The organism is Haladaptatus salinisoli (genome assembly GCF_020614375.1).
GTDB classification, from domain to species: Archaea; Halobacteriota; Halobacteria; order Halobacteriales; family Haladaptataceae; genus Haladaptatus; species Haladaptatus salinisoli.
Map to the genome: position 1 here is coordinate 1,750,307 of NZ_CP085327.1, position 12,925 is coordinate 1,763,231.

At 65.5% G+C, this 12,925-nt stretch carries 17 protein-coding genes; 11 read left to right on the forward strand and 6 right to left on the reverse strand.

Annotation, left to right across the window (positions count from 1 at the left end; genetic code table 11):
• The 6 genes from LIX00_RS09575 (at position 1) to LIX00_RS09600 (ending at position 3,620) form a co-directional block, all read left to right on the forward strand.
• Positions 1 to 279, forward strand: a complete 279-nt coding sequence (locus tag LIX00_RS09575) for a DUF7854 family protein (protein WP_227352966.1) — start codon at positions 1 to 3, stop codon at positions 277 to 279.
• Positions 280 to 497: 218 nt separating this feature from the next.
• Positions 498 to 1,112 (forward strand): DUF7504 family protein, encoded by a 615-nt coding sequence (locus tag LIX00_RS09580; RefSeq protein WP_227352967.1) that lies wholly within the window; start codon positions 498 to 500, stop codon positions 1,110 to 1,112.
• A 36-nt stretch (positions 1,113 to 1,148) separates the two neighbouring features.
• Entirely contained in the window at positions 1,149 to 1,487 is a 339-nt protein-coding gene (locus LIX00_RS09585) for a DUF7855 family protein (protein ID WP_227352968.1), read from the forward strand.
• Entirely contained in the window at positions 1,484 to 2,308 is an 825-nt protein-coding gene (locus LIX00_RS09590) for a DUF7856 family protein (RefSeq protein WP_227352969.1), read from the forward strand. The genes LIX00_RS09585 and LIX00_RS09590 overlap by 4 nt, the downstream gene beginning before the upstream one ends.
• Positions 2,309 to 2,334: 26 nt before the next feature.
• Complete coding sequence (locus LIX00_RS09595) at positions 2,335 to 2,961, forward strand: DUF7857 domain-containing protein (RefSeq protein ID WP_227352970.1); 627 nt, start codon at positions 2,335 to 2,337, stop codon at positions 2,959 to 2,961.
• Entirely contained in the window at positions 2,958 to 3,620 is a 663-nt protein-coding gene (locus LIX00_RS09600) for a P-loop NTPase (protein ID WP_227352971.1), read from the forward strand. The genes LIX00_RS09595 and LIX00_RS09600 overlap by 4 nt, the downstream gene beginning before the upstream one ends.
• Here LIX00_RS09600 and LIX00_RS09605 read toward each other — a convergent pair.
• Positions 3,602 to 4,477 carry a transcription initiation factor IIB gene (locus tag LIX00_RS09605; RefSeq protein ID WP_227352972.1) on the reverse strand — a complete coding sequence of 292 codons (876 nt, stop codon included), beginning with the start codon at positions 4,475 to 4,477 and terminating at the stop codon, positions 3,602 to 3,604. The genes LIX00_RS09600 and LIX00_RS09605 overlap by 19 nt on opposite strands.
• Before the next feature lie 171 nt (positions 4,478 to 4,648).
• On the opposite strand from LIX00_RS09605, the gene LIX00_RS09610 reads away from it, so the two are divergent.
• Positions 4,649 to 5,164, forward strand: coding sequence for a DUF7858 family protein (locus tag LIX00_RS09610; protein ID WP_227355687.1), 516 nt, complete (start codon positions 4,649 to 4,651; stop codon positions 5,162 to 5,164).
• Positions 5,165 to 5,202: 38 nt separating this feature from the next.
• Here the strand turns inward: LIX00_RS09610 and LIX00_RS09615 are convergent, their stop codons facing one another.
• The 5 genes from LIX00_RS09615 to LIX00_RS09635 are packed head-to-tail and all read right to left on the reverse strand — an operon-like array spanning position 5,203 to position 8,471.
• On the reverse strand, positions 5,203 to 5,976 hold the full coding sequence (locus tag LIX00_RS09615; protein ID WP_227352973.1) for a ParA family protein: 774 nt from the start codon (positions 5,974 to 5,976) through the stop codon (positions 5,203 to 5,205).
• Between the two features lie 45 nt (positions 5,977 to 6,021).
• Complete coding sequence (locus tag LIX00_RS09620) at positions 6,022 to 6,447, reverse strand: HIT family protein (protein WP_227352974.1); 426 nt, start codon at positions 6,445 to 6,447, stop codon at positions 6,022 to 6,024.
• Between the two features lie 48 nt (positions 6,448 to 6,495).
• Positions 6,496 to 6,891 carry a DUF6276 family protein gene (locus LIX00_RS09625; RefSeq protein ID WP_227352975.1) on the reverse strand — a complete coding sequence of 132 codons (396 nt, stop codon included), beginning with the start codon at positions 6,889 to 6,891 and terminating at the stop codon, positions 6,496 to 6,498.
• 54 nt (positions 6,892 to 6,945) lie between these two features.
• Positions 6,946 to 7,590: a DUF502 domain-containing protein gene (locus tag LIX00_RS09630; protein ID WP_227352976.1), complete on the reverse strand. Its 645-nt coding sequence runs from the start codon at positions 7,588 to 7,590 to the stop codon at positions 6,946 to 6,948.
• A gap of 50 nt (positions 7,591 to 7,640) precedes the next feature.
• Positions 7,641 to 8,471, reverse strand: a complete 831-nt coding sequence (locus tag LIX00_RS09635; protein WP_227352977.1) for a proline dehydrogenase family protein — start codon at positions 8,469 to 8,471, stop codon at positions 7,641 to 7,643.
• Between the two features lie 89 nt (positions 8,472 to 8,560).
• On the opposite strand from LIX00_RS09635, the gene LIX00_RS09640 reads away from it, so the two are divergent.
• The 4 genes from LIX00_RS09640 to LIX00_RS09655 all read left to right on the forward strand — a co-directional run bounded on the left by LIX00_RS09640 (position 8,561) and on the right by LIX00_RS09655 (position 12,820).
• Positions 8,561 to 9,121, forward strand: a complete 561-nt coding sequence (locus tag LIX00_RS09640; RefSeq protein WP_227352978.1) for a CDP-2,3-bis-(O-geranylgeranyl)-sn-glycerol synthase — start codon at positions 8,561 to 8,563, stop codon at positions 9,119 to 9,121.
• A gap of 52 nt (positions 9,122 to 9,173) precedes the next feature.
• A complete protein-coding gene (gene pyrE, locus LIX00_RS09645) occupies positions 9,174 to 9,701 on the forward strand; it encodes an orotate phosphoribosyltransferase (RefSeq protein WP_227352979.1) in 528 nt (175 codons plus the stop codon).
• A gap of 380 nt (positions 9,702 to 10,081) precedes the next feature.
• Positions 10,082 to 12,022 carry a threonine--tRNA ligase gene (gene thrS, locus LIX00_RS09650; protein WP_227352980.1) on the forward strand — a complete coding sequence of 647 codons (1,941 nt, stop codon included), beginning with the start codon at positions 10,082 to 10,084 and terminating at the stop codon, positions 12,020 to 12,022.
• An 84-nt stretch (positions 12,023 to 12,106) separates the two neighbouring features.
• Positions 12,107 to 12,820 (forward strand): phosphoribosyltransferase family protein, encoded by a 714-nt coding sequence (locus LIX00_RS09655; RefSeq protein WP_227352981.1) that lies wholly within the window; start codon positions 12,107 to 12,109, stop codon positions 12,818 to 12,820.
• The last annotated feature ends 105 nt before the right edge of the window (positions 12,821 to 12,925 follow it).

Genomic DNA, 12,925 nt, shown 5'->3' on the forward strand with positions numbered 1-12,925 from the left:
ATGGACCGGATCTCCGCGCTTCGAAACATCGAAGACGCTCTCTCGGATTTCGAATCCGACGAGAACGGCCTGAAGGAGACGGAACGACGGGTGGTGGCCGTACTCCGAACGTACGCGACGGAGTTCGAGAGCGAGCGCGACCTGTCGGCGTACCGAGCGCGCGGCGACGAGCGAGCCGACGGTATCGTCGTCGTCGCCGATTCGAAGGACGAAGCGCGCGAGCGAGTCGGCGACCTGTTCGATGCCGAGGATCTGGAATTCGAGATGGAAACTATATAGAATGTAGTGATAACTTTGATATGGAAAAATAGATAAGTATGTTTGTCGAATACTAGAGACGAAAACTGCGTGTTTAGGTGTGTGAAACGTGACAGCTCGGACGGTGGGTTCAGAACTTATCAGCTCCATAATAATGGAGGTGGCCCGATAATGTACGGGAAATGTCATGGGAGAGACCACGCGGCGAACGAGCGCGGTATCGCCGAGGCCGACCACTCATGAGCGACGTTTCGACGAAGTTGGACGACGAATCGAGCGTCCTCGTGCTCGGTTCTTCGATGAGCACGGAAACCGACGAACTCTGTATCGACCTGCTCACGCGGACGACGCCGGAACAGGAGAACGTCCTCTGGATTACGTTCACGCGCTCGCCGGACGGTTGCCTTCAAGATTGGCTCTCGCACGCCGGTGAGCGACCGGCGAACCTTCGATTCCTCAGCGTCGGAGAGACCGTTCGCTCGGTGACCGCCGCGACCGCGGTGCAGGCGACGACCGACGTGAGGGCCGACCCCGTCATCGACACGCTCTCGAATCCCGGCGACTTGACGGGGCTGGGAATCAAGACCAGCGAGGTGCTCCGGCAGTGGCACGGCGACGGCAACCGGACCGTCGTCTGTTTCCACTCGCTGACCGCCCTGCTCCAGTACTCCGACGCGCAGACCGTCTACAAGTTCCTCCACGTCCTCACCGGGCGGTTCGCCACGGCGGGCGTGACCGCCCACTTCCACCTCGACCCGGACGCTCACGACGCACAGACCGTCAACACGCTGAAGACGCTGTTCGATGCCGTCGTCGAATTCGACGACGGAGAATGGATAGTCCGAACTCGGTGAGGTAATTTTAAATCGATTACGTCGGTAACTTTCGGCGTGTTGCTGATAGTTACGTACTCGCGTTCCGCCCGGCAGACGCTTCGAAACGTCTGTACCGCTCACGAGGGGAGTGTCGTCCGGCGGTTCGGGCGTGTAGCACTACTGGAAGCGACGGAGCTAGGAGCCTTCCTCGCGCTTCGTCTACGCGAAAAACACGGTGAGGACGTGCAGATAGAGCGCACCGTTCCGCTGAACGAGTTCTCCGACGTGCCGGACTCGGTCCGCCGGGCCGCGAGAGCGTACGAGAATCGCGAACATCCGAGCACGCCGTATCACAAGTTCGCCGCGGGGACGGAGCATCCGAGTCCGGAGACGATGCGCGACGGAGAGCTATGAGGATCGAAGTCGAGGGCGAGGCGCTGTTCGGGCGAGCCGTCGACCTCTCCGAACGGCCGGTTTCGCCGGAGGCGATTGCGGAGGCGATTCGGGGCCACGCCGAGTCGCCGGTCGTCGACTGTCCCGAACCCGGCCCGGCGCACGAATACGTGGGCGTCATCGAACCGGGAATGTCGCTCCGTACACGATCCGCCTCGGCCGCCGTCGCGCGCTCGCTCGAAACGAGTGCGCCACAGGACGACGAGATAGCGGCGCTCGCGAGCGAACTGGATTCGATCGACGTGACGGACGTATCGCTTCGAGCGGAACGGCGACGCGCGGCGGACGTCGGGGGGTCGGAGACGGAACTTCGGGAACGGATCGCCGCGCTTCGCGGGCGGGTGCGGACGCTTCGAGAGGCGGGAGACGATTCGACCGACGCCGAGTCGAAGTTGCGAGAAACGACGAGACGGCTCTCCGAAGCGGAGACGGGTAGAATCGCCGCAGAACAGGCGCTCGAACGCGCACGGGCGAACCGGCGTTCGACGAGAGACCGACGAGAGAAACGGCTCCGCCTCCGCGACCGAAAGGAGAACCTCGAACGGGACGCTCGTCGATACCTCTCGCGGGAGGTTCACGAATCGTTCGTCGCCGCGGTCGATGCGGTTCCGGGCCGGGGACGGGTTCCGGAACCCGGAGCGTTCGAGGGTGACGCGGTGACGGCGGCGTTGGCGCTGGCGCGAATCGCCGCCCTCGACGCGCCGGTCGTGTTGGCGTGCGACCGATTCGAAACGCCGGAATCGGCCGCCGAGTGTCTCGACGCGGCCGTACTACAGGTTTAAGGCCGAAGACGGAACCAACGCGGGGCATGGTGACGCTCCGCTGGTCCACAGACGCGCGATGCGGACGATACGAGACCGTCACGGTGGTCGAACTGATGGTCGAGAATCCGACCGAGACGCCCGTCAGGGTGCGGGTCGGAAATCGACTCGACGGTGAGGTGTGGCCACCTCGAACCGAGGGAGTCCCGGAAGCCGGCTGGGACTCCGGCGGTTTCGAAGGTGTCGTCGGTGCGGGCGACCGTCGCTCGCTCGGTTACGCTAGCCGCGCCGAACCGGTCGAACCGCCCGCGGAAATCGTCTGGACGGAACGAGCCGCCGAAACGCGAGGGGCGAGCGCAGGAACCGAGACGACCGTCCCGGCTGGTGCGGGTCTCGACGGTTCGGACGTATCGATCGACGTCGAACCCACCGCGGAGGGCGTCGTGCGAGCGCTCGGCGACTCTCGACCGCCCGCGGACGCCGTTCCGGCTCCCGCGCATCCCTCGCTTCCGACCGCGGTTGAGTCGTGGCTCTCGGCCGTCGAGACGCACGTCGAACGAGGCGAGGCGCTCGGCGAGTGTCGACGGGCACTTCGTGCGGTCGCGGAGCGCGTGGACGACCTTCGAGCGCGCGCCGAACCGACTTCGGACGAGATAACGGGAGGGAACGCGTGATTCTGGCCGTTACCGGCGGGAAAGGAGGCGTCGGAAAGTCGACCGTCTCGTTGAATCTCGGAGCCGAGCTCGAAGCCGTCGTCGTCGACGCCGACCTCGCCATGGCGGATCTTCCGACGGCGCGCGGGCCGGACTTACACGACGTGCTCGCCGGGCGAGCCGAACCGTGCGAAGCGGTTTCGTCCGCGGGGAGCGTCACCGTGCTCCCTTGCGGTCGCACGCTCGCGGGTGCGCGGGCGTGCGACCTGACCGCCTTCGTCGGAGCGATGGAACGGGTCGCGGCGGAGTACGAGCACGTCGTCATCGACTGTCCGGCGGGGATGGCCGCCGACGCGGGGCTACCCCTGGTCGCGGCGGACGCGTGCCTGCTCGTGACCGCCCCCCGAGCCTTCGCGCTGGCGGACGCGGTTCGGACGAGGGCGCTGGCGCGACGACTCGACGCGGGCCTCGTTCGGGCGGTGCTGAACAGGGTCGTCTCGGATCCGCCGGTCGAAACCGTCGAACGAACGCTCGGCGCACCGGTGACGACGTTTCCGGAATCGGAGACTGTCGCGCGCGCACAGCGACACGGTCAACCGGTGGCGGCGATAGCGCCGGAGAGCGTGCCGGCGGAACGGTTCGCAGAACTCGGACGGGCGGTTCACTCCTGCAGGTCGTGATACGTCGAACGGAGCGTCACGGGCGTCACGTCGGCGACGTCGGCGGCTTCGCGTTGAGTGATCGCCGCACCACACTCGCGGGAGGCGGCGTAGAGGCAGGCCGCGGCGACGCCGCCGGGGTTGCGACCGCTGACGAGATTTCGGGACTCCGCCGCCGTCACGAACTCCTCGGCGCGTCGTTCGACCGCCATCGGGAGGTCGAGTCTGCTGGCGAAGCGGGGGAGATACTGGCGAGGGTCGATCGGCCCGGTCGGCAGGCCGAGTTCGCGGTTGAGCGCGTCGTACGCCGCGGTCAGTTCGTTCCGCTCGGCGCGGGCCTTCTCGACGACCTCGTCGAGCGTGCGCGACACGGCGGCGGTGCGGCAGGTCGCGTACACCGTCGCCGCGGCGAACCCTTCCAACGAGCGACCGCGGAGTAGATCTTCGGACTGTGCGGACTCGAACAGCACGCACGCCCGGTCCCGAACGCTCGCGGGCAGTTGGAGCGCGCCGACGAGTCGGCGAATCTCGGTGAAACCGTACACCCGATTGCGCTCGGATTTCGACGATATCTTGGCGCGCTTGTGCTGGCGGCGCATCCGCATCACGCGCCGTCGCTTGCGACCCGTGAATCGAACCGCACCGTCCCGATAGCCGATTTCGGTCGACAGTCCGCGGTCGTGGCGCGAACGGGTTAGCGGTGCGCCGGTTCGCTTGCGGTCGGTATCGTCGTCACTGAACGACCGCCACTCGGGACCGCGGTCTAAGTTGTCCTCGGCGACGACCAGCCCGCACTCCGTGCAGACGGACTCGGCGCCGCGTTCGCGGACTCGGTTGTGACATTCGGGACACGTTTCGGTCGGTGTCGTCGTACTCATCACAGTCGAAACTTCTCCCGAGATGGTATTTAAACGAGCGCAGGATTCGGGGAAAGGATCGACTTCGGCGGGAGAGAACGTACCGGTTACCGGTACGCTCCCGTCGAAAAGGATTATCAGATTTGATACTTGTCACCAACGTTGAAGTCGGAGGGAGAACGAGGGATGGACATGGCGCTGTCGGACATCGCCGCGGGGCTGGAGGTGACGACCGAGCAACGGGACCGCGGTGTCGCGACCGTGGACGACACCGGACGAGCGCTCCACGAGCGACTAGCGGAGTTCGCCGAATCGTTGCCGTGCGACCCCGACGCGGCCGTCGCGGTGCTGGAATCGTACACGACCGGTTCGTCGGTCGGCGAGAGCGCCCGGCGCGCCGGTGTCGCACCGATAACCGCGGCGAAGGCGCTCTACCTGCTCGGCGCGGACGGCGTCTCACCGCTCCCGCCGATGGGTCACGAAATCATCCGAGACTGGCTCTCCGCCGACCTCTCCCGGTCGGAGGCGCGAAGCCTGACGGGGGCGAACGAAACCGAGTTCGCGCTGGCGACGTTCGTCGAAACGCACGAACCGTTGGACGGCGCAAAAGAAGCGGTCGAAGGTGCGCTGGCGCTCGGCGGCGACGCGACCGTCAGAAAGCGCGACGCGCTGGCCGAGACGATGAGCGGCGTCGGCGATCTACTCTGAAAGGAATTTCGGCGAAACTCGAAGCGTAGCCGAGAGTCTCAGGAGAGGGCGTCCGGCAGGTACTTTTCCGCGTCGATATCGAGCAGACCTTCCTCCGGGAACTCCACGTCGAGCGACGTGTCGAAGACGGATTCTGCCGCGTCGGCGATAGCGGGCGAGAAATCCGGGTCGAGGTCGGGCGCACTCGTCGGAACGCGCTCGACGGCGGCCGCATCGCTCGTCGGAATCGCCGTGGCGTCCGCGAACGGATGCTCGCTCTCGGCATCGTCCGCACGATTTACGAGAACGGCGTCGGCACTCGTCCCGAGGTCGGCGAGTCGACCGCGCATTCCCTGTACGGCGTCGGCACCGAACCGAGACGCGGGTGCGACCAGCGCGACGGAGTCGACGGCGTTCACCGCGGCGAACGATTGGTTCGCGGCGACCGGCGGCGTGTCGACGAGAACGTGGTCGAACTCGCCGTCCGCCCGCTCGACCAGCGTCTCGAATCGCCGGGCGGCGCGGGCCGTCTTGGCGCGGGCGAGTCTTTCGAACGGCGCGTAGGTCGGACAGAGCGCGAGTCGTCCGGCGGTTTCCGCGGGATGGTCGACCAACGCATCGGCGAGGTCGGGGTCGGCGTCGTCGGTCAGGAGTGCGGTGGTGTCGGTGTCGATGCGACCGGGCGCGTGACGGGCCAAACCCTGCGTGGCGAACGCGGCGTCGAGGATCGCAACGTCGCGTCCGTCGTGTGCGAGGATGGCGGCGAGTTCGAGACAGAGACGGGTCGTTCCGGCCCCTCCGGTCGCGCCGACGAGTGCGGCAGTTCGTTTCACGGTTTCGAATCGGAATAGATCCGGAATGGTATAAAAATCTGGGAGTTACCGCGCGTTCCGGATGTCGGCGGCGATGTCGTCCAACTCCTCGTCCGAGAGGTCGGGGCGGGAACCCGCGATGGCGTGGATGGGTCTACCGCCGTCGCCCTCGAATCGCGGGATGATGTGTCCGTGGACGTGCGGAACTTCCTGTCCCGCCGCCTCGCCGTTGTTGAACGCGACGTTGCTCGCGTCGGCGTCCACCGCGTCTTCGACGGTCGGTGCGAGGCGGTGGAGCGCCGCGAACACGTCGGCGGCGGTGTCGTCGGGCAGGTCGCCGAGCGTCTCGTGATGGTCTTTCGGGATGACGAGGGTGTGGCCCGGCGCGAGGGGATTCACGTCGAGGAACGCGAACACGGTGTCGTCCTCGTAGACGGTTCTGCTGGGGATGTCGCCCGCCACGATCTGGCAGAAGATGCAGTCGTCCGGCATACGTCGCTAGTTGCGGGTCGGCATCAAGAAAGTTGAGGCTTCGAGGAACTACCCCCGCAGTTGGAGCAGTTGCCGACGCCGCGATTCGATGTCGAAGTTGGGTTCGAGTTCCGGATCGGCGGCGAGCCTATCGAGGGCGAGCAACGGGTCGATTCCCGCCCGTTCCACCCGGTCGAGCAGGGCGTCGATGCGCTGACGGTGGAGCGCGAGCGACGAGAGGAGCGCGGCGGCGAGCGCCACGGCGGCGGCCGCCTCCTCGTCGTCGGGAAGCGCGTCGCTGATTCGGGAGAAGTCGGTGAGTTCGGTCTCCGGACTCTCCGCGGGTTCGAGCGAGAGACACCGCGGACAAACGAACACCGATGCCGGTTCCGACGGAACGTGTTCGCGCAGGTCGGGCGGAACCGCGAACGGAAGTCGCTCGTCTCCGCACTCGGGACAGTTCATCGGACGAGTAGAGGGGCGCACCCCACAAAAGTCTAGCACCGACGGCGGCGCGAATCAGGTCGGCGGGGGCGTCTCGGTGCGGTCTTCGCCCTCGTCGGTCACGTTGATGGGAATTCCGGCGTCGCTGTTCTCGCCGAACCCGGCGCTCAGGATGCGCGTCAGGGCGTCCTCGACGGACTCGTCGGTTTCGGTGAACTGGTCGGGTTCGACCTCCACGACGAACCCGGTCGTGATGTTCGGTGCGGTGGGTAAAAAGAGGAGTTCGCGGCCGTCGTCGGTCGATTTTCCGGTTTTGAACGCCGTCATCCGAAGTCCGTTCCACGTCTCTATCTTAACCGGTTTCTGGAGTTGGTTGGTGTCCGAAAGCGCGGTTTCGGCGGCCATCTTGGACGCGTTGTAGACGATTCGGAGGCCGGGCAGTCGATTCATGATTCCGTCGATGGTGTTCTCGACGATGCCGCCGACCGTCGTTCGCATGAGGTAGCCGACGCTGAGCACGAGCATCGAGAACACCACGAGGACGATGCCGACGCGGACGAGGTCGCCGGGAATTACGCCGAAGAAGGTAGTCTCCGAGATGTCTCCCAAAAACGGTAAGTTAGCTATTTTGAGGAACAGCCACGCGACGATGTACGCGGTGACCAAGAGGGGGGCTAAGACGATGAGTCCGCTACCGGCGTCACGTTTCCACGAGGACATTTAGGTGTAGCATTTGTGTGCAGGAATATAAACCAGTTGCAACGTTCGCGTTATCGACCGAGAACCGCGCGGGCCGCGAACAGCAGATTCTCCTTTCGCTCCATTACGCGGCGGTAGAAGTACGACAACCACTTCCCGCCGTAGGGGACGTACTGCCAGACCTCGTAGTCGCGGGCGAGGTCGTACTGGGCGTCCTCGCGCACGCCCATCAGCATCTGAATCTCGAAGTCGGTGCCGTACTCCTCGTGGAGGTCTTTGGCGTACTCGATCATCGCCGGGTCGTGGCTCCCGACCGCGACGCCGCCGTCGAACTCCTGAAACATGTACGCGAGGTACTCGCGGTAGACGGCGTCGACGCGCTCTTTTTGCTTGTACGCCACCTCCGAAGGTTCGTCGTACGCGCCCTTCACAAGTCGCACCTTGCCGGGAACGTCGGCGAGTCGTTCGAGGTCGCTTTCCGTCCGTTTCAAGTTCGCCTGCACGCAGACGCCGACGCCGCCGCCGCGTTCGCGGGCGAGTTCCTCGTACGCGTCGAGCGTCGCGTCGGTCGTCGTGTGGTCCTCCATGTCGATCCAGACGAAGGTGTCGTCCGCGGCGTCGACGATGCGCTCCATATTCTCTCGGAAGACGTGCGTGCCGACGTCGAGACCGACCTGCGAGGGTTTGACCGAGACGCAGGCCGAGAGGTCGGAGCGGTCGATATCTTCGAGCAGTCGGACGTAGTGTTCCGCGTCCTCGTCCGCCGGTCCGCGGTCGTCGTAGTGTTCGCCGAGGAGGTTGAGGATGGCGTTGACGTTTCGTTCGTTCAGTTCCTTCACGTGGTCGAGCGCCTCCGCCGGCGTCTCGCCCGCGACGAATCGATTGGCGATGGGTGGAATCATACTCCGGGGTTTGCACCCCCGCGTCTTATGGTTATATATAACGACGTCAGACCGTCGGTTCTTAAGACCCCGAGGGTTTCTTCTCGATTATGGAGTTGTTCGACGTTGTCGTTTTCGATGTCGTGGTCGTCGCGGTCTGGGCGATGTTGCCCGCTTACGTGCCGAACAACGTGGCGGTGGTCGCCGGTGGCGGTGCGCCCATCGACGGCGGGCGAACGTGGAACGGGCGGCGACTCCTCGGCGACGGAAAGACGTGGCGGGGGACGCTCGCCGGAATCGCCGCCGGGGCGGTGCTGGCGTGGGGACTGAACGCGGTTCGTCCGGGGTTCGCCGACGCGCTGGACGTGTCGCTCCCGGCGTTTCCGCTCGCGGTCGTCCTCGCCATGCCCGCCGGAGCCATGCTCGGCGACATGGCGGCCTCCTTTCTGAAGCGTCGGACGGGCAGAGCGCGCGGGGCGTCGTTTCCGGGCGTCGACCAACTCGACTTCGTCGTGATGGCGCTCCTCTTCACCTCGCTCTCCGCGCCGGAGTGGACGCTCGACACCTTCACGCTCCCCGTGCTCACCGTGGTCGTTCTGGTGACGCCGCTCCTCCATCTGCTCACGAACGTCGTCGCGTACGTGCTCGGGTTGAAGAACGAACCGTGGTGAGTCGGCGTCTCGAAGAACTACCTTTAAACCCGCTCCGCGCCCGATTTCCGGCATGGCGAGCCAAGAACTCATCGACGCCCTGCGCGACGCGGACGCCGTGCGGTACGGCGAGTTCGAACTGTCCCACGGCGGGACGAGCGACTACTACGTGGACAAGTACCTCTTCGAGACCGACCCCCGCTGCCTCGAACTCGTCGCCGAAGCGTTCGCGGAGCGACTGGGGGAGACGAAGTTGGCCGGCGTGGCGCTCGGCGCGGTGCCCCTCGTGGCGGTCACGAGCGTCGAGACGGGGCTCCCCTACGTCATCGCCCGGAAGCAGAAAAAGGAGTACGGCACCGCGAATCTCGTCGAAGGCCGACTGAACGAGGGCGAGGAAGTCGTCGTGCTGGAGGATATCGTGACCACGGGCCAGAGCGCGGTGGACGCGGTCGAGGCCCTGCGGGAGGCCGGGGCGGAGGTGAACCGGATTCTGGTCGTCGTGGACAGGGAGGAAGGCGGACGCGAGAATCTGGCCGAGGCGGGCGTCGAGATGGAGGCGCTGCTCTCCGCATCGGAGTTGCTCGACGGGCGGGACGGATAGCGGGAAGTCGTTGCGGTCGTTTTCGGTCGGCGACGGCGATTCCATCGTCGGCAGACGGTCGTGTGACTTCCGATTCTATTTTCGCCGCGGGACGAACGGTGCGACCGATGGATTCGCGGTGGTAGCGATTCCCCCCCGCGCAGAGTGCGATACTGAATGCGCGGAAGATATTTATACGATACCGCGATTATTTCCCGTCGAGCAACACGATGCTGGGTGACTGCTTTACACGCCGGGTTCTCGCCCGCTAATCTAGTCACCACCATCGTCGCTTCTCCGCCCGCTCTCGACACGAGGAGCGGAGCGTCTTCGCGCTCGAACCGCTCCGCCGAACCGGGAGCGTGGCGAGACGGATTTTCATCCAACCACGAGTTACAACCATGAGCAAACGATCAGCATCCGAAGTAGTCGTATCGCTTCCCGACGGGTCGAACCGCGCCTTCGACCGCCCGATTTCGGTCGAGGCCGTCGCGTACGACATCGGTCCCGGACTGGGCGACGACTGCGTCGCCGGAGTCGTCGACGGCGACCTCGTCGCCCCGGAACATCGAATCGCCTCCGACGCCGACCTGCGGGTCGTCACGCCCGACTCGGCGGAGTACGTCCGCGTCCTGCGCCACTCCGCCGCGCACGTGCTCGCGCAGGCCGTCCTGCGCCGGTTTCCGGACGCGAAACTAGCCATCGGTCCGCCGACGGACGAGGGCTTCTACTACGACTTCGACGGCGTCGAACTCGACAGGAACGACCTCGCCGCTATCGAGGCGGAGATGCGCGACATCGTGGCCGAGGACGACCCCATCGTTCGAGAGGAGGTCTCGCCCGACGAGGCGCGCGACCGACTCGCCGACCAGCCGTACAAACTGGAACTGCTGGACGAAATCGAACGCGAGGGCGGCCCCGTCACGTTCTACCGCCAGGGCGAGTTCGAAGATCTCTGTGCGGGACCGCACGTCGAGTCCACGGGCGAAATCGGCGCGCTCTCGCTCCTCGAAATCGCCGGGGCGTACTGGCGGGGCGACGAGGACGAGGCGATGCTCGCGCGAGTCTACGGCACGGCGTTCGAGGCGGAGTCGGAGCTAGCGGCGTTCCTCGACCGCAAAGAGGAGGCCGCGAAGCGCGACCACCGCAGGATCGGCGAGGAGATGGACTTGTTCTCGGTGCCCGACCACTCGCCGGGATGCGTTCACTTCCACCCGAACGGGATGGCGATTCGCCGCGAGTTGGAGGCGTTCGTGCGCGAGAAGAACGCCGAGTTGGGCTACGAAGAGGTTCGGACGCCCGAACTCAACCACGCCGACCTCTGGAAGAAGTCGGGTCACTACGAACACTTCAAGGAGGAAGGCGAGATGTTCGCGTGGGAGCAGGACGGACGCGAGTACGGACTGAAGCCCATGAACTGCGCGAACCACGCGTCCATCTACGACCACCGACGACGCTCGTACCGCGACCTGCCTGTTCGCTTCTCGGAGTTCGGCACGTGCTATCGTAACGAGCAGTCCGGCGAACTCTCCGGGATGTTGCGGGTGCGCGGGTTCACGCAGGACGACGGCCACGCCTTCGTCCGTCCGGATCAGATTCGGGGCGAAATCGCCCGCACGCTGGCGGTCATCCGCGAGATGTACGCGGCGTTCGACCTCGACGTCCTCCTCGAACTGGAGACGAAACCGGACGACGCAATCGGCGACGACGCCCTCTGGAAACGGGCCCACAACGCCCTCCGAGCGGCGCTGGAAGAGGAGGAACTGGACTACCAAATCGCGGAGGGGGAGGGCGCGTTCTACGGGCCGAAGGTCGCCATCAACGCGAACGACGCCATCGGACGCGGGTGGACGATAGGGACGGTGCAGTTGGACTTCGTGCAACCCGAACGACTCGACATCGGTTACGTCGGCGAGGACAACGAGGAACATGGCCCCGTGATGATTCACCGCGCGCTCCTCGGTTCGATGGAGCGGTTCATGGGCGTCTGCATCGAGCACTTCGCCGGGAACTTCCCGCTCTGGCTCGCGCCCGAACAGGTGCGCGTCCTCCCCATCACGGACGACGACGCGGACTACGCCGAGAAAGTGGCGGACGAACTCGCGGACTTTCGGGTCGAGGTGGACGACCGCGACCGGACGCTCGGAAAGAAGATTCGCGCGGGTCACGACGACCGCGTTCCGTACATGGTCGTCGTCGGAAGCGACGAAGCGGAATCGAGCACGATATCCGTCCGCGACCGAGGAGAGCGCCAGCGGGACGGCGTCGAACTCGCCGCCTTCCGACGCCACCTCGAACGCGAGCGCGAGGAGAGACACCGCGAGCCTAACTTCCTCGACTGAGGTCGACCGGTTACACGGTTGTGCTTAGACGACCATCGTTTCGCATCGAAGTGTTCAAGGTTGCACGAAGGTGAGGGTAGGGGTATGAACCGAGCAGAGAAGGCCAATCTCCAGTTGCAGGCCGTCTCAGTTCTCCGAATGCTGAAGGAGACGCGCACCTACGACGAACTCGCCGCGACGACCGGCCTACCCGCGGGGGACCTGAACCGTTACGTGAACGGTCACGTCCTGCCGAGCACCGACCGCGCGGAAGCGGTCGTGGAGGGCGTCGGGCGCGAGGAACTCGCGGCGGAACTCGAAGCCCGCACCCGTCTCGACCCGGAGGGGTACGTGGACAACTCCGGCGTCGTCTTCGACCAGTCGTTCCTCGACCTCGTCGCGCCCGTCGCCGCCGAGACGTTCGACTTCGGCCACCCCGACGTGGTGCTGACCGCCGCGACCGACGGCATCACCCTCGCCGCCGCGATGGCGAGCTACTTCGGCGCTCGGTGCGCCTACGCGAAGAAGTCGAAGGAGACCGCCGTCGAGGAGTTCATCGAGGCCCGTCAGCGACTCGCCTCGGGTATCGAACTCACCTACTACCTCCCCGCCTCGGCCATCGCGCCCGGCGAAACCGTGCTCGTCGTGGACGACCTCATCCGCTCCGGCGAGACGCAGGAACTGCTCCTCGACATCGCCGACGACGCGGACGCCGACGTGGGCGGCGTCTTCGCCCTCATCGCGGCGGGGACGGAAGGTATCGAGCGCGCCGAGGGGCGAACCGAGGCACCCGTGGGCGCGCTCACGTCGTTCGAGTAGCGGGCCGCTCTCCCGTCCGTCCGAGAGTAAGCACGTCTGTGCGAATTTTCATCGAGGGACGGCGAAAAACCCCGGATTTTATACACGCATGCGCATAGGTGCTCA

Excerpts from the sequence above, each read along its gene's own strand:
- LIX00_RS09575 (WP_227352966.1), top strand. The coding sequence starts at position 1 with ATGGACCGGATCTCCGCGCTTCGAAACATCGAAGACGCTCTCTCGGAT.
- LIX00_RS09580 (WP_227352967.1), top strand. The coding sequence starts at position 498 with ATGAGCGACGTTTCGACGAAGTTGGACGACGAATCGAGCGTCCTCGTG.
- LIX00_RS09590 (WP_227352969.1), top strand. The coding sequence starts at position 1,484 with ATGAGGATCGAAGTCGAGGGCGAGGCGCTGTTCGGGCGAGCCGTCGAC.
- LIX00_RS09595 (WP_227352970.1), top strand. The coding sequence starts at position 2,335 with ATGGTGACGCTCCGCTGGTCCACAGACGCGCGATGCGGACGATACGAG.
- LIX00_RS09605 (WP_227352972.1), bottom strand. The coding sequence starts at position 4,477 with ATGAGTACGACGACACCGACCGAAACGTGTCCCGAATGTCACAACCGA.
- LIX00_RS09610 (WP_227355687.1), top strand. The coding sequence starts at position 4,649 with ATGGCGCTGTCGGACATCGCCGCGGGGCTGGAGGTGACGACCGAGCAA.
- LIX00_RS09620 (WP_227352974.1), bottom strand. The coding sequence starts at position 6,447 with ATGCCGGACGACTGCATCTTCTGCCAGATCGTGGCGGGCGACATCCCC.
- LIX00_RS09625 (WP_227352975.1), bottom strand. The coding sequence starts at position 6,891 with ATGAACTGTCCCGAGTGCGGAGACGAGCGACTTCCGTTCGCGGTTCCG.
- LIX00_RS09630 (WP_227352976.1), bottom strand. The coding sequence starts at position 7,590 with ATGTCCTCGTGGAAACGTGACGCCGGTAGCGGACTCATCGTCTTAGCC.
- LIX00_RS09635 (WP_227352977.1), bottom strand. The coding sequence starts at position 8,471 with ATGATTCCACCCATCGCCAATCGATTCGTCGCGGGCGAGACGCCGGCG.
- LIX00_RS09640 (WP_227352978.1), top strand. The coding sequence starts at position 8,561 with ATGGAGTTGTTCGACGTTGTCGTTTTCGATGTCGTGGTCGTCGCGGTC.
- pyrE (WP_227352979.1), top strand. The coding sequence starts at position 9,174 with ATGGCGAGCCAAGAACTCATCGACGCCCTGCGCGACGCGGACGCCGTG.
- thrS (WP_227352980.1), top strand. The coding sequence starts at position 10,082 with ATGAGCAAACGATCAGCATCCGAAGTAGTCGTATCGCTTCCCGACGGG.
- LIX00_RS09655 (WP_227352981.1), top strand. The coding sequence starts at position 12,107 with ATGAACCGAGCAGAGAAGGCCAATCTCCAGTTGCAGGCCGTCTCAGTT.